The 21,928-nt window shown below is 44.5% G+C and carries 14 protein-coding genes and 2 pseudogenes; 14 read left to right on the top strand and 2 right to left on the bottom strand.

All coding sequences use genetic code 11. From position 1 onward, the window contains the following. Positions 1–10 precede the first annotated feature (10 nt). Both hslO and R8695_RS13250 read left to right on the top strand, forming a co-directional pair. Positions 11–889 carry an Hsp33 family molecular chaperone HslO gene (gene hslO / locus R8695_RS13255; protein WP_154780811.1) on the top strand — a complete coding sequence of 293 codons (879 nt, stop codon included), beginning with the start codon at positions 11–13 and terminating at the stop codon, positions 887–889. Between the two features lie 67 nt (positions 890–956). Beyond that, a complete protein-coding gene (locus R8695_RS13250) occupies positions 957–2,876 on the top strand; it encodes an NAD(+) synthase (protein WP_154780812.1) in 1,920 nt (639 codons plus the stop codon). 79 nt (positions 2,877–2,955) lie between these two features. Here R8695_RS13250 and R8695_RS13245 read toward each other — a convergent pair whose 3' ends face one another. Continuing rightward, positions 2,956–3,393, bottom strand: a complete 438-nt coding sequence (locus R8695_RS13245; protein WP_154780813.1) for an FMN-binding protein — start codon at positions 3,391–3,393, stop codon at positions 2,956–2,958. 208 nt (positions 3,394–3,601) lie between these two features. On the opposite strand from R8695_RS13245, the gene addB reads away from it, so the two are divergent. Both addB and addA read left to right on the top strand, forming a co-directional pair. Beyond that, positions 3,602–7,003 carry a helicase-exonuclease AddAB subunit AddB gene (gene addB, locus R8695_RS13240; RefSeq protein WP_154780814.1) on the top strand — a complete coding sequence of 1,134 codons (3,402 nt, stop codon included), beginning with the start codon at positions 3,602–3,604 and terminating at the stop codon, positions 7,001–7,003. A gap of 1 nt (position 7,004) precedes the next feature. Then, positions 7,005–10,763 (top strand): helicase-exonuclease AddAB subunit AddA, encoded by a 3,759-nt coding sequence (gene addA / locus R8695_RS13235; RefSeq protein WP_154780815.1) that lies wholly within the window; start codon positions 7,005–7,007, stop codon positions 10,761–10,763. A 40-nt stretch (positions 10,764–10,803) separates the two neighbouring features. On the opposite strand, the gene R8695_RS13230 is transcribed toward addA, so the two are convergent. Beyond that, positions 10,804–12,207, bottom strand: coding sequence for an RsmF rRNA methyltransferase first C-terminal domain-containing protein (locus R8695_RS13230; RefSeq protein WP_154780816.1), 1,404 nt, complete (start codon positions 12,205–12,207; stop codon positions 10,804–10,806). 358 nt (positions 12,208–12,565) lie between these two features. Here R8695_RS13230 and R8695_RS13225 point away from each other — a divergent pair, with 358 nt between their 5' ends. From R8695_RS13225 to R8695_RS13180, 10 genes and pseudogenes are all read left to right on the top strand, one after another. Then, entirely contained in the window at positions 12,566–12,886 is a 321-nt protein-coding gene (locus R8695_RS13225) for a PadR family transcriptional regulator (RefSeq protein WP_118509259.1), read from the top strand. Next, positions 12,883–13,590 carry a DUF1700 domain-containing protein gene (locus R8695_RS13220; RefSeq protein WP_243139576.1) on the top strand — a complete coding sequence of 236 codons (708 nt, stop codon included), beginning with the start codon at positions 12,883–12,885 and terminating at the stop codon, positions 13,588–13,590. Before R8695_RS13225 ends, R8695_RS13220 begins: the two co-directional genes overlap by 4 nt. Next, positions 13,587–14,549, top strand: coding sequence for a DUF4097 family beta strand repeat-containing protein (locus tag R8695_RS13215; protein WP_243139577.1), 963 nt, complete (start codon positions 13,587–13,589; stop codon positions 14,547–14,549). The genes R8695_RS13220 and R8695_RS13215 overlap by 4 nt, the downstream gene beginning before the upstream one ends. A gap of 140 nt (positions 14,550–14,689) precedes the next feature. Then, positions 14,690–14,875 carry a PspC domain-containing protein gene (locus tag R8695_RS13210; RefSeq protein ID WP_008706626.1) on the top strand — a complete coding sequence of 62 codons (186 nt, stop codon included), beginning with the start codon at positions 14,690–14,692 and terminating at the stop codon, positions 14,873–14,875. A 158-nt stretch (positions 14,876–15,033) separates the two neighbouring features. Then, positions 15,034–15,231: a small, acid-soluble spore protein, alpha/beta type gene (locus R8695_RS13205; RefSeq protein WP_019162537.1), complete on the top strand. Its 198-nt coding sequence runs from the start codon at positions 15,034–15,036 to the stop codon at positions 15,229–15,231. Positions 15,232–15,353: 122 nt separating this feature from the next. Beyond that, positions 15,354–16,322, top strand: coding sequence for a Gfo/Idh/MocA family protein (locus tag R8695_RS13200; protein WP_154780817.1), 969 nt, complete (start codon positions 15,354–15,356; stop codon positions 16,320–16,322). A gap of 240 nt (positions 16,323–16,562) precedes the next feature. Then, a complete protein-coding gene (locus R8695_RS13195) occupies positions 16,563–17,279 on the top strand; it encodes an ABC transporter ATP-binding protein (protein WP_330585257.1) in 717 nt (238 codons plus the stop codon). Positions 17,280–17,282: 3 nt separating this feature from the next. Next, positions 17,283–21,065: an FtsX-like permease family protein gene (locus R8695_RS13190; protein WP_154780818.1), complete on the top strand. Its 3,783-nt coding sequence runs from the start codon at positions 17,283–17,285 to the stop codon at positions 21,063–21,065. Between the two features lie 123 nt (positions 21,066–21,188). Continuing rightward, a pseudogene (locus R8695_RS17740) lies at positions 21,189–21,272 on the top strand (CAT RNA binding domain-containing protein); the annotation flags it as partial. 15 nt (positions 21,273–21,287) lie between these two features. Beyond that, positions 21,288–21,908: pseudogene (locus R8695_RS13180) on the top strand (glucose PTS transporter subunit EIIB); the annotation flags it as partial. Positions 21,909–21,928 lie beyond the last annotated feature (20 nt).

Here is a 21,928-nt window from a genome sequence, read left to right as displayed (position 1 = left end):
AGTGAGATGAATGAACGATTATATTATAAGAGCGATTGCAGCAAATGACCAGATCCGTGCATTTGCTGCAGTTACAACTGAAACAGTGGAGGAAGCAAGAAAAGATCACAATACAAGTCCGGTTGCAACAGCAGCACTTGGCCGTCTGCTTACAGCAGGTGCTATGATGGGTACCATGATGAAAGGGGATAAAGATATCCTTACACTTCAGATTAAAGCGGGTGGTCCACTTGAGGGAATCACAGTAACAGCAGATTCCAAAGGTCGTGTAAAAGGATATGTAGGTAATCCTAATGTGTGTATTCCGGCAAACAGTAAAGGCAAGCTGGATGTAGCAGGTGCTGTTGGTGTTGGTTTTATGAATGTAATTAAGGACATGGGCTTAAAAGAGCCATATGTAGGACAGGTTGCACTGCAGACCAGTGAGATTGCAGAAGACCTTACTTATTATTTTGCAACAAGTGAACAGGTTCCGTCAGCAGTTGGTCTTGGTGTGCTTATGAATAAGGACAACACAGTTCGTCAGGCTGGCGGATTTATCGTACAGCTGATGCCTTTCGCAGAGGAGAGCACGATCGCAAAACTGGAAGAGAATGTACAGAAGATCACTTCTGTTACCAGTCTTCTGGAAGAGGGACATACCCCTGAGAGTCTGCTGGAGAAAGTTCTGGATGGTTTTGATATGGAGATCAATGAGAAGATCCCTACGGAGTTCTATTGCAACTGCAGCAGAGACAGAGTAGAGAAAGCCCTGATCAGTATTGGAAGAAAAGAACTCAATGAGATGATCCAGGAAGGTAAGCCGATTGAGATGAATTGTCATTTCTGTAATCACAATTATGAGTTTACTGTAGAAGAGCTGAAAGAAATCCTGCGTAAGTGTAAATAAAAATGAAATCTGATCCGGAGATTTTGAATATTGTATAAAATGTACCGGATGAAAAAAGGGGTAGAAAATGAGACACGGTTATATCAAAACAGCAGCCGCAACACCATATATCACAGTTGCAGACTGTAATGCAAATGGAAATGAAATCATCAGACTTATCCGCGAAATGGAAAAAGAACATGTCAAAGTTATGGTTTTTCCGGAACTTTGTATCACTGGTTACACCTGCCAGGATCTGTTCCTGCAGAGAAGGCTTCTGGACAGTGCATGGGAAACTTTGCTGAAGATTGCAAAAGAAACGGCAGATGTGGATGCCCTGATCTTTGTTGGTACTCCACTTAGAAATCATGGCAAACTGTATAATGTGGCAGCAGTCCTGAACAGAGGTGAGATCATCGGATTTGTGCCGAAGACACATCTTCCAAACTATGGAGAATTCTATGAACAGCGCCATTTTTCATCAGGATTTGGATGCCTGGAATATATGGATATCGAGGGAAAAAGAGTTCCGTTTGGAACAGATCTCCTTTTTGTATGTGAAGAGGTACCGGAACTTGTGGCAGCTGCTGAAATCTGTGAGGATCTCTGGGTAACCTTACCGCCAAGCGTTCTTCATGCACAGGCAGGAGCGAACCTGATCGTGAACCTCTCTGCAAGCAATGAAATGGTTGGTAAGGACAGTTACCGCAGAAACCTTGTTTCCGGACAGTCTGCGCGACTTGTCTGTGGATATGTTTACGCAAACGCCGGTGAAGGTGAGTCTACGCAGGATCTGGTATTTGGCGGACAGAATATGATCGCTGAGAATGGTACGATCCTTGCAGAGGGCAAGCGTTTTAAGAACAGTATTGTGTGCAGCGAGATTGATGTACAGAGACTGAATGACGAGAGAAGAAGACTGACCACTTATCAGCTGGCAGATGACAGTGATTATCTCAAAGTTCATTTCCATCTGAATGTAGAGGAAACAAAGCTTACCAGAAAATATGCGCAGTATCCTTTCGTACCGTCCAGAAAAGAAGAAAGAGATATGCGATGTGATGAGATCCTGAATATCCAGGCAATGGGACTTAAGAAACGTATGGATCATATCCACTGCCATAAAGCAACGGTAGGACTTTCCGGTGGACTGGATTCCACACTGGCTCTTCTTGTGATTGCGAGAGCATTTGATCTGTCCGATGCAGACAGAAAAGATATCCACTGTATTACCATGCCGTGTTTCGGAACCACAGACAGAACTTACCAGAATGCTTGCAAATTAAGTGAGTGCCTGGGGGCAACTTTAAGCGAAATTAATATTAAGGAAGCAGTGAAGATACATTTCAGAGATATTAATCATGACCCGGAAGTACATGATGTGACTTATGAGAACAGTCAGGCAAGGGAGAGAACACAGATCCTTATGGATAGTGCAAATCAGGATGGCTCTATTCTGGTCGGTACAGGTGATCTGTCTGAGCTGGCTCTTGGATGGGCGACTTATAATGGTGACCATATGTCCATGTATGGCGTGAATGCATCAGTGCCAAAGACTCTGGTACGTCATCTGGTTCGTTATTATGCAGATACCTGTGGTGATGAGAAACTAACAGAAGTTCTTCTTGATATTCTGGATACTCCGGTAAGCCCGGAGCTTCTGCCGCCTAAGGACGGTAAGATCGCGCAGAAGACAGAAGACCTGGTTGGTCCATATGAACTTCATGATTTTTATCTGTATTATATGCTCCGTGCAGGATTTGAGCCGGAGAAGATTTACAGACTGGCATGTGAGACATTTGAGGGCATTTATGATAAAGAAACGATCTTTAAATGGCTGAGAACTTTCTACTGGAGATTCTTTGCACAGCAGTTTAAACGTTCCTGTCTGCCGGATGGCCCGAAAGTGGGAAGTGTTGCGGTTTCACCGAGAGGTGACCTGAGAATGCCGAGTGATGCCAGTGCGAAAGTATGGCTGGAACAGCTTGACCAGATGTCAGTGAAGTAGTTGGAATTTAAACAAATTTGTGCTTAGTCTGTTTGAATAGTTAAAAATCAGTATATAAATACAGAAAGCGGAGAACTGATTATGAGTTCTCCGCTTTTTTCAGCGCCGATTCAATTGCATTGAGCAAGATCATGGAAGTGTATTTCTGGTCTTCGGAATACTGAATATCATCCAGAGACTGGGAAGAGTAGATCTGGCTGGCAAGTGACTCCAGGGCCGGTTCCATGAGAGGAAACATGGCAGAGGTGCTTTCACTTAAGTTTACCAGACGGATGGAGTTGATCTTATCAGCGTCAACTGTCACTTCCAGATCAAATGTATTATCGTTTAATTCAATGGAAGAAGTATAGATTCCCGGCTTATAGTGGCTTTGGGCATCTGCGGCATTATTCTTTTTCTGACCTGATCCGAACATGAAAAAGAGCACAACAGCCAGAATAATGGCAAGAAGAAGGAAAACAGCCGTATAGACTACTTCCCTCATATGTAAAACAATGATCTTGGTTTTGGAACTCATGGTACGCGCGCCTCCTGGTTTGTTTTGTATATTTTATTATTGTCAGGTCCAATTTATGATTAATTATGTTATACTTTTAGCTATGAGAATTTAGAAGGCTCAGGCGACTCTCTGTTTAACAAAATTAAGCAAGCAGCAAAACGGATTGCGAATATCCGTTTGACAAGCAGCTATCTGTATTATATAGAAAGGATATCATCTGAAAAACATGTCATTACAGTTTATAATCGGCAACTCCGGCGCCGGGAAATCGTATTACGCATACAAAAGAATTATAGAGGATTCTCTGAAACACCCGGAGAAGAATTATTATGTGATCGTGCCGGAGCAGTTTACCATGCAGACACAGAAAGCACTGGTAGAGATGCATCCGGGAAAAGGAATCCTGAATATTGATATTCTGAGTTTTGAGCGTCTTGCATACCGCGTGTTTGAAGAAACTGGCGGTGACAACCGAAAAGTTCTGGAAGATACGGGAAAGAGCATGGTGCTGCAGAAAATGGTGCAGCAGCACCGAAAAGAACTGGACTATCTTGGGAGTCAGATGAACAAACCGGGATATCTGGATGAAGTGAAATCATTGGTATCTGAATTTATGCAGTATGATATCAAAGAAGATGACCTGGAAGAAATGAAGGAGAAAGCAAAGGATCAGGCTCTGCTTGAAATGAAGTTGAAGGATGTGGGAGTCCTTTATCAGTCTTTTAAGGAATTTCTGAAGGGACATTATATGACCGGCGAAGAGGTAATGGATGTCCTGATTAAGCAGCTTCCGTTTTCAAAGAAGCTGAAAGGCGCGGAACTTCTCTTTGATGGATTTACAGGATTTACACCGATCCAGGTGAATGTAATCCGGGAACTTCTGGTCATTGCTGACCGTGTATGTGTAACTGTAACCATGGACGAACGTGAAGATGCATTTACACCTGGAAAACCGCATCAGCTTTTCTTTATGAGTAAGCAGATGATACGTACTCTTGCAGGACTTACGAAGAATCTGGATGATCCTGTTTATCTGAAGTCATCCGGAAAATCGCGTTTCTCACAGGCACCTGCCATGCAGTTTCTGGAGAAGAATATTTTCCGGTACAGAAAGGGAACTTATGAGAAAGAGCAGCAGGAGATCCAGATTTTTGCAGCAGCTTCACCGTTGGAGGAAATGCGGGAAGCTGCCAGAAGAATGGCACAGCTTGTGCGTACCTGCGGATATCGCTATGGTGAAATTGCGGTGATCACAGGAAATCTGGAGGAATATGCAAGACTTGCTTCACAGGTATTTGAAGAAGCAGATATTCCATATTTTATTGACGAGAAACATTCTGTACTTATGAACCCGTTTGTAGAGTATCTGCGTGCAGCTATGGAAATGGCAGTACAGGGCTTTCCTTATGAAAGTGTGTTCCGTTATCTGAGATGCGGGATGTCAGAAGTTACCAGAGAACAGGCGGATAAGCTGGAGAATTATGTGCTGGCACTGGGAATCCGTGGATACAGGAAATGGTCTGAGAAATGGGTTCGTGTGTACCGGGGAATGGAAGCGGATCAGATTCAGGAATTGAATGAGATCAGAGAAGTTTTTGCAGAAGAGGTAAAAGGACTGGCAGATGGATTCTGTGCAGGTAAGAAAACAGTGGAAGAGTACTGCCGTATTCTTTATGAATTTATCCTGAAAAGCAATGTCTGGCAGAAACTGAAAAAACAGGAGCAGAACTTTAAAGATACCGGTGATAAAGCTATGGAAAAGGAATATAACCAGATCTATGGTATTGTTATGGATTTACTGGACAAGATGGTTGAGATCCTTGGAAATGAGACGGTAAGCAGACAGGAATTCCGCCAGCTTCTGGAAACAGGGCTTTCTCAGGCGAAGGTTGCACTGATCCCGCCAAGTATTGATCAGGTTATGGTGGGAGATATGGAACGATCCCGGTTAAAGGACATTAAAGTACTGTTCTTCGTAGGCGTGAATGAAGGAAATATTCCAAAGAGTACACAGACAGGCGGCATTTTATCTGAACTGGACAGAGATTTTTTTAAAGAACAGGGAGTAGAATTGGCACCAGGACCGAAAGAACTGATGAATATGCAGAGGTTTTATCTATATCTGAATATGACGAAACCGAGGGAACAGCTGATTCTTTCGTTTAGTGATACCAATGCAAAAGGTGAAGGGATCAGTCCTGCATATCTGATCGGAAGTATACGCGGGTTATATCCGAAACTTGAGATTGAACGGGCTGGAGAGAGTGGCGCCGCGAGAAGTTCCGTAAGTGGTGCCGGAATGAAAAATGAAACAGGAAGCGGGAATGGAGAATATTGTTATCCGGAGAATCCTGAAGCAGGTATCAGTCTTTTTCTTGAGAAGCTTGCCGGAGAGACAGGGAAAGATCATGAAATTCTGGATCAGACAGATGCAATGTTTGGAGAACTTTACAGCTGGTACCTGCGAGATCCGAAATATCATGACAAAGTACAAAAACTGGTACAGTCTGCATTCGCGGGAAAACCTAAGGATATTATCAGCCAGAGCGTGGCAAAGGCATTATATGGAGAAATATCGCCTTACAGTGCTACGAGACTGGAACGTTTTGCAGCATGTGCATTTGCCCATTTCCTGCAGTATGGAATGAAGCTTACAGAACGTGTGGAATATGAGTTCAAAGCGATGGATATGGGAAATGTCATGCACGAAGCACTGGAAAGTTTTGCAGAAGAAGTACGAAAAAGAGGACTGAAATGGACAGAGCTGACAGAACAGGAGCGAAATGAGATTGCAGATGAGTGTCTGAATAACATTGTGGCTGACTATGGAAATACAGTGCTCAAAAGCAGTGCCAGAAATGAATATATGATCGAACGGACCAGAAGGATCCTGCGAAGGACTGTGTGGGCACTTCAGAAGCAGCTGGAACAGGGAGAATTCCAGCCGGAAGGTTTTGAAGTGACGTTCGGAGGAGGAAGGATTGACCGTGTGGATATCATGGAAGACCAGAATAAGATTTATGTAAAAGTCATTGATTATAAGACTGGCAATACATCCTTTGATCTGGTTTATCTGTATCATGGCCTGCAGCTTCAGCTGATGATCTATCTGGATGGTGCATTGAAGGTGGAACAGAAGAAATACCCGGATAAAGAGATCGTTCCAGCGGGAGTGTTTTACTATAATATCAAGGACCCGATGATCCAGGAGAAGATAGATGCGGATGTGGAAGCAGTCAGTGCAGGTCTGATGAAAGAACTGAAGATGAACGGGCTGGTACAGGCGGATGCTGAACTTGTACGCAGAATGGACAATAGTCTTGGCTCTATTCCGGTTGCATTTAACAAAGATGGAAGTTTCAGGAAGAATTCCTCTGTGGCAGACAGAGCACAGTTTACAGTGCTTGGACGGTATGTGAGGACAAAGATTGAGAAAATAAGAAGTTCCATTCTGGAAGGGGAGGCCCGGGTTTCACCTTATGAACTTGGCAAAAAGAACGCCTGCACGTATTGTCCGTATATGACGGTGTGCGGGTTTGACCGCAAACTGTCCGGATATGAATTCCGCAGACTGAAGAACTTTTCTGATGAGGAATTATGGAAAGCATTTGACAGGGAGGCAGAATAAGATGGGTGTACAGTGGACAAAAGAGCAGCAGGAGGTTATCCGGCTGCGGGACAGAAATATCCTGGTCAGCGCAGCAGCGGGATCCGGAAAAACAGCAGTACTGGTAGAACGTATTTTGAGCAAGATCACAGATAATACTCATCCGGCAGATATTGACAGGCTCCTGATCATGACATTCACAAGGGCTGCAGCAGGTGAGATGAAAGAGAGGATCTCTGCTGTAATTGAAAAGGCACTTGGTGAGGATCCGGATAATGAGCATCTGCAGCGTCAGACGACGTTACTTCATACAGCACAGATCACGACGATTGATGGATTCTGTGCGTATATTATCCGAAATTACTTCCATCTGATCGGACTGGACCCTGGATATCGGACAGCAGATGAAGGAGAACTGAAACTTCTTAGAGGAGATGTGGTGAAAGCACTGCTTGAGGAGCATTATGCACAGAAAGACGAAAAGTTTCAGAAATTTGTAGAATGTTTTGCAACAGGAAAATCAGATGAAAACCTGGGAGATCTGATACAGAAATTATATGAAATGGCAATGAGTAACCCATTTCCGGAGGAATGGCTGCAGAAATGTCTGGGGGATTACAGGATTGAGTCACTGGAGGAACTGAGAGAGACAGAGTGGATGAAGATGCTCTGGGATGCAGTGGGAGATGAACTGCAGGAAGCAGAACTTCTGATACGGGAGGCACGGAATGTGTGTGCAGAGGCGGACGGCCCGTATCTGTATGAGGATGCATTAAACAGTGACCTTATCCTTGTGAGAGATTTGCAGGAACTGGCAGAGAAAAGGGACTATAACGGGACAGTAAAAGTGCTGGTGAAGCCGGCATTTGCACGTCTTAGTACCAAGAAGGCACTGGATGTAGAAGAACAGAAGAAACAGAGAGTTAAGGAGTTAAGAGATGAAGAAAAAGGAATCCTGAAGGAACTGGGACAGAGATATTTCCAGAGTTCAGAAGAAGAAATACTGGAAATGATCAGATATGTCAGAGAACCGATAGAAATGCTGATTGAATTAACTATACAATTTATGGAACAGTTCGGGATGGCGAAGAGAGAGAAGAATATTCTTGATTTTACAGATATGGAGCACTTTGCCCTGCAGATCCTTATGACAAAGGAAGGGGAGGAAATCCATATGTCTCAGGCTGCGAGGGAACTTTCGGCAAAGTATGATGAGGTTCTAGTAGATGAATATCAGGACAGTAACTTTGTGCAGGAACTTCTGACGACTGCAGTCTCAGGCTGGATCAACCAGAAGAAGAATATCTTTATGGTAGGAGATGTGAAGCAGAGTATTTATCGGTTCCGTCTGGCGCGTCCGGAACTTTTTATGGAGAAGTATAAGAGTTATTCTACAGAAGAAGCGAAAGAACAGAGGATCGATCTGCATAAAAATTTCCGAAGCAGGGCACAGGTTCTGGAGAGTGTGAATTTTATTTTCCGTCAGATCATGGGAGAAGACCTGGGTGGTGTTGCTTATGATAAAGACGCGGCACTTTATCCGGGAGCTTCTTTTCCAGAGGGAGAGTCAGAAGAGTTTGTAAAAACAGAAGTACTTCTGATCGAGAAAGACGGAGAAGAAATGGCTGATGTGCAGGAGTCTGCGGATGCAGGTGCGCAGGGTAGTCAGATGGAGCTGGAGAATCAGAATGCCCAGGAACTGGAGGCGCTGGCGATTGCTCAGAGGATTCAGGAGATTGTGGGAAAAGAGCAGATCGTAGACAAAGAAACGAGAGAGTATCGGTCTGTAGAGTACGGGGATATTGTAATCCTGCTGCGGACTGCTTATGGCTGGGCAGAAACTTTCCGGGAAGTGCTGGCATCTCAGGGGATTCCTGTGTACTGTACGTCCAGGACAGGATATTTCTCTGCGCTTGAGATTGTTACGGTTCTGAATTATCTGAAGGTGTGCGATAATCCATTGCAGGATATTCCGCTTATGGGAGTGCTTCGCTCGCCAATCGTGGGATGCACGTCGCAGGAACTGGCAGAACTGAGGATACATTATCCGAAAGGACTGCTTTATGAGAGCTTGACTGCGTATGTGGGTGAAAGTAGTAAAACAGACTTTTTAACTGAGAAAGATTTTTTAAAATTAAAACTTTCAAATTTCCTGCAGCTTCTGGAGAAAGTAAGAAACATGGCGGCATATACGCCGGTGCATGAACTGATCCTTTATGTGCTGAAAGAAACCGGATATGGAAATTATGCCAGAGCACTTCCGGGAGGTGAGCAGCGTTTTGCAAACCTGACCATGCTTGTGGAGAAAGCTATGGACTATGAGAAAACCAGTTACAGAGGTTTATTTAACTTTGTCCGTTATATTGAACAGTTACAGGCCTATGAAGTGGATTATGGAGAAGTGAATCTGACAGGTGCAGGAAATACTGCTGTGGAGATCATGACGATCCATAAGAGTAAAGGCCTGGAATTCCCGGTTGTGTTTGTGGCAGGTATGGGAAAGCAGTTTAATTTTCAGGACATGAATGCAGGACTTCTGCTTCATCCGGAACTTGGAATAGGAGCGGACGCAGTGATCCCGGAGAAACGAGTGATTGCCTCTTCACTGAATAAACAGATTATCCGGAGACAGCTTCTGAAGGAGAGTCTTGGTGAGGAACTGCGAGTGCTTTATGTTGCCATGACCAGGGCAAAGGAGAAGCTGATCCTTACAGGGACTGTGGGAAAACTGGAGAAACAGATGGTATCTTTGTCCCGTTTTCTGGATGAAGAAGAGGAACTGCTTCCGCTGGGAACCAGAATAAAGGCGAAGAATTACTGGGCGTTTGTACTGCCTGCACTTGTGAGACACAGGGCGATGAGTGAGCTCCTGGGAGAATATGGAATTCTGATGAAGAAACAGAAAGGCATTTATGATGATGTTTCTGATTTTGTGATAAAGAAAGTGACGGTACGTCAGATGACAGAGAAGGCAGTGATCCTTCAGGCGGGAAATCAGATGCAGGAGGAATATCTGAAAAACTGGGATGCAGATCAGGTATACGATAAAGAAGTCAGAGAAGAAATTGAGAAGAGATTCTCTTTTGTGTATCCTTATAAATATCTGGAGGATATTCCGGTTAAAGTCAGTGTTTCTGATCTGAAAAAGAGAAGCTGGCATGATGAAAGTGAACTGGAAGAGAATATCAGTGTGTCTGCAGAGGAACAGGTGGAAGAGCAGGAGGCGCCGGTTCCTGCATTTATGGCAGAGAAACAGGAAGAATATAAAGGTGCTGCCAGAGGTACAGCTTATCATAGATTGATGGAGTGCCTGGATTATGCAGAAGTGGAAAGTGAGGAACAGCTTGAGGTCCAGTTAAAGAGACTTCTTGAAAGTCAGAAGATGACAGAACAGGAGGCAGAGTGTATCCGTATCAGGGATATAAAAAAATTTGTGGATTCTGAGCTGGGGCAGAGAATGAAGAAAGCTGTTGTGAAAAAACAGCTTTACAGAGAGCAGCCGTTTGTGATCCGGAGAAGTGCATCTCTGCTGGATGATTCCTGGAAGGATGAGACGATACTGGTGCAGGGAATCATAGATGCGTATTTTACAGAAGATGGCGAAATCGTACTGGTAGATTATAAGACGGACAGAGTGAGAAAAGGTCAGGAGCAGAAATTGGTTGATCTGTATCATGTACAGCTTGAAGATTATGCGCAGGCGCTGGAGCGTATGACGGGAATGAAGGTGAAAGAGAAGATTATTTATTCGTTTACGCTGCAGAAAGCAATTTTGCTGTAAGAGGAATAAAAAGCAAATATCCGGGAGGGAAAAGCGCGTGTTATACGCGCCACCCTGCCGGATATTTGTTTTTCAGGATCTGATTGACCAGCTTGCCGAAACCGATCGGATAACCATCTGCGCAGAGGAGGTGCCAGCCTTTTTTGTGGGCGGCTTCTTCCGGTTCGATGTTTAAGGTTTCGCCTTTCAGGTATCTGGTAATTCTCTCGTCGGAGGCAGAGAGGGAGATAACTGCCTCTGCTTCGTCTTTGTGGATTGCCAGTGCAAGTGGCTGAGACGGCTCGAAGCGGTTTTTCTTCAGGTCGCCGAGATATAGACCGTTTCTCAGGAATGTAATGCCACGGAAGTCGTGGGCAACCGGAGGCAGATAGTATGCTTTGTCACCTCGGATTTCTACACGTTCCCAGTTAAATGGCTGGCCTCCTAAAGTTTTCAGACCGATTTCGTTCAGAAATTCTTCAATTAATGGGAAGGCGTTTTTGTCCGGCTTTGTGTGAGGACAGGAGTTCTCATGAATAGCCTGCCCTTTTTTATGAAAGAGAGCGAGGAAGTGACCTTCTCCGTTCATTTTGTGGGGGAAGATTCGGATGCATTTGGCAAGTTCCGGATTTCCATTTCCCCATTCCGGGACGCCATGGGAGAATCCCTCGTAATCTTCCATTTCTACCAGTTCCATGTCTGGACGGTTTTCCAGAAGATAGGAAACCGTCTGCTCATCTTCAATTGGGGCGAATGTGCAGGTGGAGTAAAGCATCAGTCCACCGGGACGGAGCATATCAGCTGCCTGGAGTGAAAGCTCTTTTTGGATTTCTGCAAGTTCCTGAGATTTCTCAGGAGTCCAGTCTTTGGCGAGGGCTTCTTCTTTGCGGAACATTCCTTCGCCTGAGCATGGGGCATCCAGAATGATCTTATCGAAAAATTCAGGGAATGCTTTGGTAAGTTTGGCAGGTGCTTCGTTTGCCACGAAGACATTTGGAATGCCGAATAGTTCCAAGTTTCGCAGGAGAGCTCTGGCGCGGGAAGTGCTGATGTCATTAGCCACCAGAAGTCCCTGCCCCTGGAGGGCTGCGCCTGCGGCAGTCGCTTTTCCGCCTGGGGCTGCGCAGAGGTCAAGGACTCTGTCGCCTGGTTCAATCGGAATGCGGGATGCAGGGGTCATGGCGCTTGGCTCCTGGAGATAGTAGAGACCGGCCTGATAATAAGGACATCTGGATGGACGGACATCTTCCTCGTAGAAATAGCCGTTTTTGATCCATGGAATTGACCTGATGGAAAAAGGAGTCAGTTTTTCGAAATCCCTGCAGTTGATCTTGGAAGTGTTTACGCGAAGACCGTAGGTACGGGGAGAATCGAAACTGGCGAGGAAGTCGGAGTATTCGCTGCCAAGCATTTCTTCCATGCGGGTGAGGAATGCCGGGGGGAGTTGCACTGTATTTTCATTCATAATTGATCGTTTTCCTTTTCTGTAAGTTTTTGATGAGGGGCGCTTGGAAAAAGATATTTGTCCGGGTGCGGTTTCGGCATCTAAGAAGATCGAAGACGCCTGCAAATGCATCCAGACATATATCTTTTCCAAAGTTTTTTTTTTATGAAGTAGCTACTGTATAGAATATGTAGCAAAATAATTATAAGGGATAATTAATTTTTGCTAAATAGTATTGACAAAATGATATTATACAATATATAATATAGTAAACAAAACAATATTATTGAACTGTATAATATGCACAAGTGAGGGAATGGTTGTTTTTCCGGGATGATGGCATATGTACAGAATACAATTGAAACAAGGGAGTGAGCATATGGTTTTTAATACAGGTGCTGCGCTTTTGGATGCGATTGTTCTGGCGGTTGTTTCCAAGGAGAAAGAGGGGACGTACGGATATAAGATCACGCAGGATGTGCGGGGAGTTCTTGATGTTTCGGAGTCTACTTTGTATCCGGTTCTCAGGAGGCTGCAGAAGGATGATTGCCTGGAGGTTTATGATATGGCTTATGCAGGACGTAACCGGCGTTATTATAAGCTGACGGACAGAGGTGCTGCGCAGCTGGAGCTTTACAAGGCTGAGTGGAAAATTTATGCATCCAAGATCAGTGGGATGTTTGAGGGAGGAATAGGATGATGGACAGGGCGCGGTTTATGCAGGAGCTGGAGAAGCTGCTTGCTGATATTTCCGAGACAGAGAGGCAGGATGCCCTTGATTTTTATAATAGTTATTTCGATGATGCAGGAGCTGAGAATGAAGCTTCGGTGCTCAGGGAACTTGGAAGTCCCAAGAAGGTTGCAGCGATCATCAAGGCGGATCTGAAAGGTTCGGCAGGAGGCTATGAGTATGGAGAATATACGGAGCATGGCTATGAGGATGCCCGGACTAAAGAGAGAGGACAGATGCCTGAGAAATATGGAGAAGAGTCGGGAACAGGGAAGCGTTTTTTCGGAAAGGGGAATCAGGCGGTGCTGATCCTTGCGGTGATCCTGCTGGTTTTTATTTCTCCTTTTGTTAAGGGGGCTGTTGGTGGGATTCTGACATTTGCAGTTGGAATCTTACTGCTTCCGTTCTGGCTGATCGTTGGATTGGGCATAGGTGCTGTGGCTTTACTGGTTGGCGGAATCGCAGCTGTTGTGGCTGGAGCAGGGCTTTTGACTGTAATGACCGGAACCGGGATTATGACAATAGGAATTGGATGTCTGATGATTGCTCTGGCAATCCTTATGGTATTGGGGCTGATCAGTGTCGCAGTACGTATTGTGCCGAAGTGGTTTCGGAAGATTACTGACTTTTTTAACAGGTTGCTTTACAGAAAGAGAAAGGAGGCGGTTAAATGAAGAAGTTTACAAAAGGAATGTTGATCGCAGCGGGAATTTTTGGTGCTGTGGGAATCGGGCTGACAGCTGCCGGTGGTGTTATGGGAGCCAGTATGTCGGAACTGACAGGGGTGAAAAGCCTGAAAAGGGTGCTTCTGGTGGCAGATGGGGAGTATGATTATGATGACAGCGATGATTATGATGACGATGATGATTATGACGACAGTGGTGATTATGATGACAGCGATGACTATGACAGCGATGATTATGACGACAGCGACGACTGTGACGACAGTGAGGATTATGCCCGCGCTGTTGATGAGAATGAGGAAGATGGCACTGTATATCAGTTGAAGTATCAGCCCACAAAGCTGGATATAGAGCTGAAGTACGATGAGCTGATTCTGGAAGAGGGCGACAGTTTCTGTGTCAGAGTTTATGATGACAGTGGGAAGAATGTGACAGTGAAGGAGAGTTCGGATACTCTTAAGGTCAGAAGCACGAAAAAGCTGTCTAAAACCAGAAAGGTGCATATTTCCTATCCGGAAGATGTTAAGCTTCAGGAGCTGGAGATTGAGATGGGTGCAGGTACTGTTTATCTGAACAGAGATATTGAGACAGAGAAGCTGAGTGTGGAGATGGGAGCCGGGGAATTTGAAAGTAAGAATCCGGTGACTGCAAGGGAGGCAGATCTGGAAATCGGAACCGGAAGTATGACATTTGCAGATCTGAGTGCCAGGAAGACAGATGGAGAATGTGGTCTGGGTGAACTGGATCTGACACTGACCGGTACGCAGGAGGATTATAATTATGATCTGGAATGTGGAGTGGGAAATCTGGATGTAGGTTCTGATTCTTACAGCGGACTTGGACGGGAGAAAACCATTTCCAATAAAGGCGCAGACAGGAAACTGGATCTGGAGTGCGGTATGGGAAATATATCAGTAGATTTCTCCGGGAAAGAGCACAGAGATTTGTAGATATCCTGAAGAGCATATACTCTGACGTGCAGAAATAAAAGTGGTATTTAACCGAATCAGGAAGTTATTCGGTGTAGAGTAAGTAGCGAAGCGGATGATTTTATCTGCTTGACTAATCTGGGTTTAAGGAGGAAATGGACATGGGTGACAAACGTTTATACAAATCATCAGAAAACAGTATGCTTTGCGGTGTATGTGGAGGAATCGCAGAATATTTTGATATTGACCCTACGCTGGTGCGTCTGGCATGGGTGATCCTTACCTGCTTTGGCGGTGCGGGAATCTGGGCATATATCATTGCTGCAATTATTATTCCGAAAAGATAACAGAATCTCAGGATCCAATCTGTAATAGACAGAAGTTTAACCGAATCAAGCAGGCAGCGAAGCGGATTGTGAATATCTGTTTGCATGAAATACAGTGAAATACAGTATAAAAATTAAGAAAACAGCCCATACTCCAAAGAAAAGGAGTGTGGGCTGTTTTGAATAAAGAGAAGGAAATAAAAGCTTATCTTGATGGAGAATTGTTACCGGATACCAGAATGAAGTATGAAATTGCAGAGGAAATGGGACTGCTGGACAGAGTATTGAGTGATGGATGGAAAAGTCTGTCTGCGAAAGAGACCGGAAGGATTGGAGGGTTGATGACGAAACGAAAAAAAGAGAAATTGAAAAAATAAATGAATGATATGGGATAAACATATAACGGAATAAACTTGTTCTTCGGGCGATGATGCTGTAAAATTAGAGCAAGTAGCGAAGTGGATAATTTTATCTGCTATAAATATGGGAGGACAATAAAATGAAGTTAGGTATTCTGGGAGCAGGAGGCATTGCTTCTACTATGGCGAAAACAGTGGCAGGAATGAAAGATGTGGAGGCGTATGCGGTTGCTGCCCGTGATCTGGAACGTGCCCGGGTATTTGCACAGAAATATGAAGTAAAAAAAGCATATGGATCCTATGAGGAAATGCTGGCAGATGATGAGGTTGAACTGGTTTATATCGCAACTCCTCATTCACACCATTATCTGCATGCAAAGATGTGTCTGGAAGCGGGAAAGCATGTGCTTTGTGAAAAGGCATTTACTGTAAATGCAGAGCAGGCACAAAAATTATTTGATCTTGCAAAAGAGAAAAAGCTTCTGATCACAGAAGCAATCTGGACAAGATATATGCCGTCCAGAAAGATGATCAACGATATTATTGAAAGTGGTGTGATCGGAGAAGTTACGGCAGTTACCGCGAATCTCAGCTATACAGTAAGTCATGTGGAACGTATCCGTAAACCGGAGCTTGCAGGAGGTGCTCTTCTGGATGTAGGCGTATATCCGATCAATTTTGCCTCTATGGTGCTTGGCGATAAGGTAAAGGATGTAAAGGCTACTGCAATCTTTCGGAATGGAGTGGATATTCTGGACAGCATTGCCATGGTGTTTGAGGGAGACCGCATGGCAACCCTTCAGTGTGGAGCAAGAGAAATCTCAGACAGAATGGGAAGTATTTTCGGAACCAGAGGATATATGCAGGTGCAGAATATCAATAATCCGGAAAAGATTACAGTGTTTGATACTGACCATAAAGAAGTGGCTTCTTATGTTGTGCCGGAACAGATCTCAGGATATGAATATGAGGTAGAATCCTGCATGAAAGCAATCCAAGAGGGCAAACTGGAGTGTCCGGAAATGCCTCATGCAGAGACAATAAGGATCATGAAAATCCTGGACGATATTCGTAAATCCTGGAATTATGAGATTCCGTGGATTGAGTGATTTTGTGTTACCGTGAACGGAGCGGACGGTAACGATTTTGCATTTGTTTATGAATATTTTATTTTGAATTATAAGTATGATGTGTTACAATGAATATAAGCATTAAGACTACCAGGCAGGTCAGAATTTGACCTGCCTGTAAATAAATACGGAAATAAATCGGGTTCAAAAGAATCGTTAATAATTGTAACAAAATAAAATTACCGGTATGGCAAAAATAAAATTACAGGGGAAATGCGGATGAGCGAGATGACAGATGCATATGTAAAACTGGATAAGGTTTCCAAGATATATGGAACCAAAGAAGTAAAGATTGTTGCAGTAGATGAGATCAGCTTTGAAATTGCCAAGGGAGAGTTCGTAGTGATTGTTGGTCCCAGCGGTGCGGGCAAGACGACAGTGCTGAACATTCTTGGGGGTATGGATCAGGCTACCAGCGGAGAAGTTCTAGTGGATGGAAGGAATATTGCCAGATATAACAGCAGGCAGCTTACCGGTTATCGGAGAAATGATATTGGATTTGTATTCCAGTTCTATAATCTGGTGCCTAATCTTACAGCGCTGGAGAACGTAGAACTGGCATTGCAGATCTGTAAAAATCCGCTGGATGCCAGGGAGATTCTGGAGGAAGTGGGACTGAAGGACAGACTAACCAATTTCCCGGCACAGCTTTCCGGTGGTGAGCAGCAGAGAGTTTCCATTGCCAGGGCACTGGCGAAGAATCCCAAGCTGTTGTTGTGTGATGAGCCCACAGGAGCACTGGACTACCAGACAGGTAAGGCAATCCTGAAACTTTTGCAGGATATGTGCAGAGAGCGTGGAATGACAGTGATTGTCATTACCCATAACTCGGCGCTGACACCTATGGCAGACCGTGTGATCAAGATCAAGAACGGAAAGGTTTCCAGGATGACGATGAATGACCATCCTACACCGATTGAGGAGATAGAATGGTAGGTGATGAGTATGAAAGCAATGCATAAAGATTTCTGGATGGAGATACGCAAAAGTAAGGCCAGGTTTATTTCCATATTTATGATCGTTGCTCTGGGAGTTGCGTTTTTCTCCGGGATACAGGCCTCGTCACCGGATATGCGCTTCTCAGGTGATGCCTATTATGATGAAACCAATCTTATGGATATCAAAGTAGTGGGAACTCTGGGACTGACGGAGGATGATGTAGCTGCCGTTAAGCAGGTGGACGGAGTAGAGAATGCAGAGGGTGCTTATGGGACAGATGTAATGTGTGGGGAAGGCGAGAAGCAGAAGGTACTCCATGTGGAAGCTGTGAATCAAACCATGAACCGTATCTCTGTGACAGAGGGAAAAGCTCCGGAAAAAAGCGGAGAGATTTTTCTTGACTGTATTTTTGCTGAGAGCAATGGATATCAGGTAGGAGATCAGATTACCCTGAAAGAGGGCGGAGACAGCGAACTGTTGAAAAAGACAGATTACACAGTTGTAGGTTTAGGAGAGAGTCCGCTTTACATATCCTATAATCGCGGAAATTCCACTCTGGGTTCCGGTGAGGTTAATGGATTTGCCTATGTGCTCCCTGAGAATTTTGACCAGGAGGTTTATACACAGATCTATGTGCAGGCTCATGGGGCACAGGATCTGATCAGCTATACAGATGCTTATGATTCCCTGATAGAGCGAGTGCAGGAGCAAGTGGAGGGGATTGAGGCAGAACGGTGCCAGGTTAGATATGATGAGATTGTAGAGGAAGCTAATGACAAGCTTGCAGATGCCAGACAGGAACTTGAAGATGGCAAGAAGGAGGCTGATGAGAAGCTTGCGGATGCCAGAAAAGAATTGGAGGATGGCGAAAAGAAGTTAAAAGATGGCAAGAAGGAATATAAGGATGGCAAGAAAAAGCTTGCAGACGCAAAAAAGGAACTGGAGGACGGAAAAGCCCGGCTTGCAGATGCAAAGAAGGAGTTAGAGGACGGCAGATCCCAGCTTGCCAGTGCGAAAGAGCAGATTGCCAGTGGCAGAGCACAGATCGCATCTGCAAAGGAACAGCTGAATGCCGGATGGGCGGAGGTTTCCGAAAACCAGGCAAAGCTTGATGATGGAAAGGCTCAGCTTGAGGATGGCAAGAACCAGTTAAGTGCCGGTGAGAAGAAGATTGCAGATGCAAAGACGCAGCTTACCCAGAGTCAGCAGGAGCTTGACAATGGCAAGGCGCAGATCCAGTCAGGCAGAGAGCAGATTGCAGCAACCAGACAGGACTTAAATGCCAAAAAGGAAAGCTGCGATCAGGGACTTGCGCAGATTGAGCAGCAGGAGGCCGGACTTGCAGAAGGAGAGGCTCAGCTTGAGGGTGCCAGAAGTCAGCTTGCAGCATTGCAGGCACAGTATGAGCAGGCACAAGCTTCAGGCACATATTCCGAGGAAGACCTAGCGGCTCTGGCAGCACAGGTTTCCGCTTATCAGGAGCAGGTGGACAGTCAGGCAGCCCAGCTGGAAGCATCCAGAAACCAGATCGCAGCAGCAAGAAGTGAACTGGAGAGTGGTTTAAGCCAGGTGGAGAGCGGACTGGCCCAGCTTGATGCAAAGGAAGCAGAATTGAACCAGCAGGAAGCTGCACTTCCCGATGCCCAGGCAAAGATTGATGCAGGATGGAAAGAGGTGAAGGCTCAGGAGAAGAAGCTGGAGCCTGCCAGAAAAGAGATTCAGGAAAAAGAAGCTCAGCTTGAGTCAGCACAGGAACAGATCGATGCTGCAAGAACAAAATTAAATTCCAGTCAGGCTCAGTTAGAGGAGAAGGAGGCAGAACTTGCTTCAGGAGAAGCACAGATCCAGGAGAATGAAGGAAAGCTTGCTTCCGGTGAGAAAGAGATTGCCGAGAATGAACAGAAGCTGAAGGATGGCGAGAAGGAAATCTCAGAGAACGAGCAGAAGCTGAAGGATTCCAGAAAGGACATCAAGAAAGCTGAAAAGGATCTGGAAGAAGGTAAAAAAGAATACGAAGACGGTAAGAAGGATGCAGAGAAAGAAATCGCAGACGGTGAGAAGAAGATTCAGGATGCTCAGGATGAGATCGATGATATCAGTATGCCGGAATGGATGGTAACGGACCGTAATGATCTGCCAGAATATTCAGATTATGGGGATAATGCAGACAGAATGAGAAGTATCGGACAGGTTTTCCCTGTTATCTTTTTCCTTGTGGCTGCATTGGTAAGTCTGACTACCATGACACGCATGGTGGAGGAACAGAGAACTCAGATCGGTACAATGAAGGCTCTGGGATACGGCAAGTATGCAATTGCATCCAAATATCTGCTGTATGCCTTTCTTGCCACAGTGGGAGGCAGTATCTTGGGAATTCTGATCGGAGAGAAAATCCTGCCCTGGGTTATTATTAACGGGTATGGCATTATGTATAAGGGTATGATGAACAATATCCAGATCCGTTATGAATTTAAATTTGCAATGATAGCAGCAGGTGCGGCAACTGTGTGTACTGTCGGAGCCACCATTTTCTCCTGTTACAGGGCACTGGCGGAAACTCCGGCATCACTGATGCGTCCTCCTGCTCCTAAGGAGGGTAAGAGAATCCTGCTGGAACGGATCCCGCTTTTCTGGAAGCACTTGAATTTTACATGGAAAGCTACTCTGAGAAACCTTTTCCGATATAAAAAACGTTTCTTTATGACGATTTTCGGTATTTCGGGAAGTATGGCGCTGATGCTGGTAGGTTTTGGACTCAGGGATTCCATTATGGATATTGCCAGACGGCAGTATCAGGAGCTTCAGCATTATACAGGAACGATTATTGATGATGAGGATGCAACGGATAAGGAGAGACAGGAGCTGGATGAATTTCTGGAAAATAACAGCCAGATTGAGAGATATACTCATGTCCAATTTACCAAGATGAGTGTTCCCAGAAATAAATCCAATATCAGCGTATATGTGTATGTGCCTGAGAATCTTGAGACCTTTAATAAGGATGTAACACTTCAGGACAGAAAGACAAAAGAGAAATATAAGCTGACTGATGCAGGTACAGTGATCAGTGAGAAGACGGCAACCCTGACAGGGCTGAAAGTTGGGGATACCATGACCATCACAAAGGATGGGAAAAATTATGAGACAAAGATCGCAGCAGTGACAGAGAATTACATGGGACATTATATTTATATGACAGGAAATGTCTATGAACAGACCTTCGGGGAGAAGCCTGACTATTCTGCTACTGTGTTCACAGTAAAAGAGGAATATAAAGAATCAGAATCTGAGGTGGGAAATGAGATCCTGAAGCACCCGGCTGCATTAAGCATCAGCTATACCAGCAGTCTGGAGGCTCAGCTTCACAGAATGCTGGGAGCATTGGATACGGTAATCATAGTGCTGATCATTTCTGCGGGAATGCTTGCTTTCGTGGTCCTGTATAATCTGAACAATGTCAATATTACGGAGCGCCAGAGAGAACTGGCAACCCTGAAGGTACTGGGATTCTATGATAATGAAGTTTCTGCCTATGTATACAGGGAGAACGTTATCCTTACCCTCATCGGCGTGCTGGCAGGGGCTGTATTCGGAATCTTTTTGCACAGATATATTATCCGTACTGTGGAAGTGGATGCGGTCATGTTCGGAAGAAATATTAATCCTGTCAGTTTCCCGTACTGCGGACTGCTGACAATTGGATTCTCCATGATCGTAAATCTGTTTATGCATCAGAAATTAAAGAAGATTGACATGGTAGAATCCCTGAAAAGTGTGGAATAAACGATTTGTCACTTTATTGCAGAAAAGAAGAAAAAGAAAAAATACAGGACAAAATGTGAAAAATATCAGATAAAACACAAAGAAGAATGAAAATACAATAGCGATTTTTGACAAAATTAAAAAGTGATCAATAACAATATTATCTCGGCATATGAGAAATCCGGTGCAGAAGTAATTGTGATGGGACGGGGAATCGGTTTTAAAAAGAAACAGGGAGAAATAAAAGTTGATATTGGTCTGGTAGCTTCCGCAGCACTTTGTGCATTTATCTGCGGTGTTACAGAGCCGTTCGAATTTGGTTTCATGTTCCTGGCTCCTGGACTTTATGTTATTTATGCATTATTATATGGTATCTTTACAGTTGTCACAGTATTATTGGGATTCCGTGCAGGCTTCTCATTCTCAGCAGGTGCAACAGACCTTCTGTTCTCCGCATCTCTGCCTGCAGCACAGAAAACATGGCTGATCATTCCTCTGGGAATCGCAGCATTCATCGTATTCTATGTAGTATTCAGATTTGCAATCCTTAAATTTGATCTGAAGACTCCTGGAAGAGAAGATGATGATACAGATGAAACAACTGTAAAGCTTGCAAACGATAACTTTACAGAAGTTGCAAAAATTATCTTAGAAGGTGTTGGCGGAAAAGGAAACGTTGCATCTATCGATAACTGCATTACAAGACTTCGTCTGGAAATCAAAGATTACACAGCTGTTGATGAAAAGAAAATCAAATCAGCTGGTGTTGCCGGTGTGATCAGACCTGGTAAAAATTCTGTTCAGGTTGTAATCGGCACGAAAGTTCAGTTCGTAGCTGATGAGTTTAAAAAGCTCTGTAAATAATATAGCAGATAAAAATCCCT

Source organism: Blautia luti, from assembly GCF_033096465.1.
Classification (GTDB): domain Bacteria; phylum Bacillota; class Clostridia; order Lachnospirales; family Lachnospiraceae; genus Blautia_A; species Blautia_A luti.
This window is presented reverse-complemented; position numbering and strand designations above follow the sequence as displayed.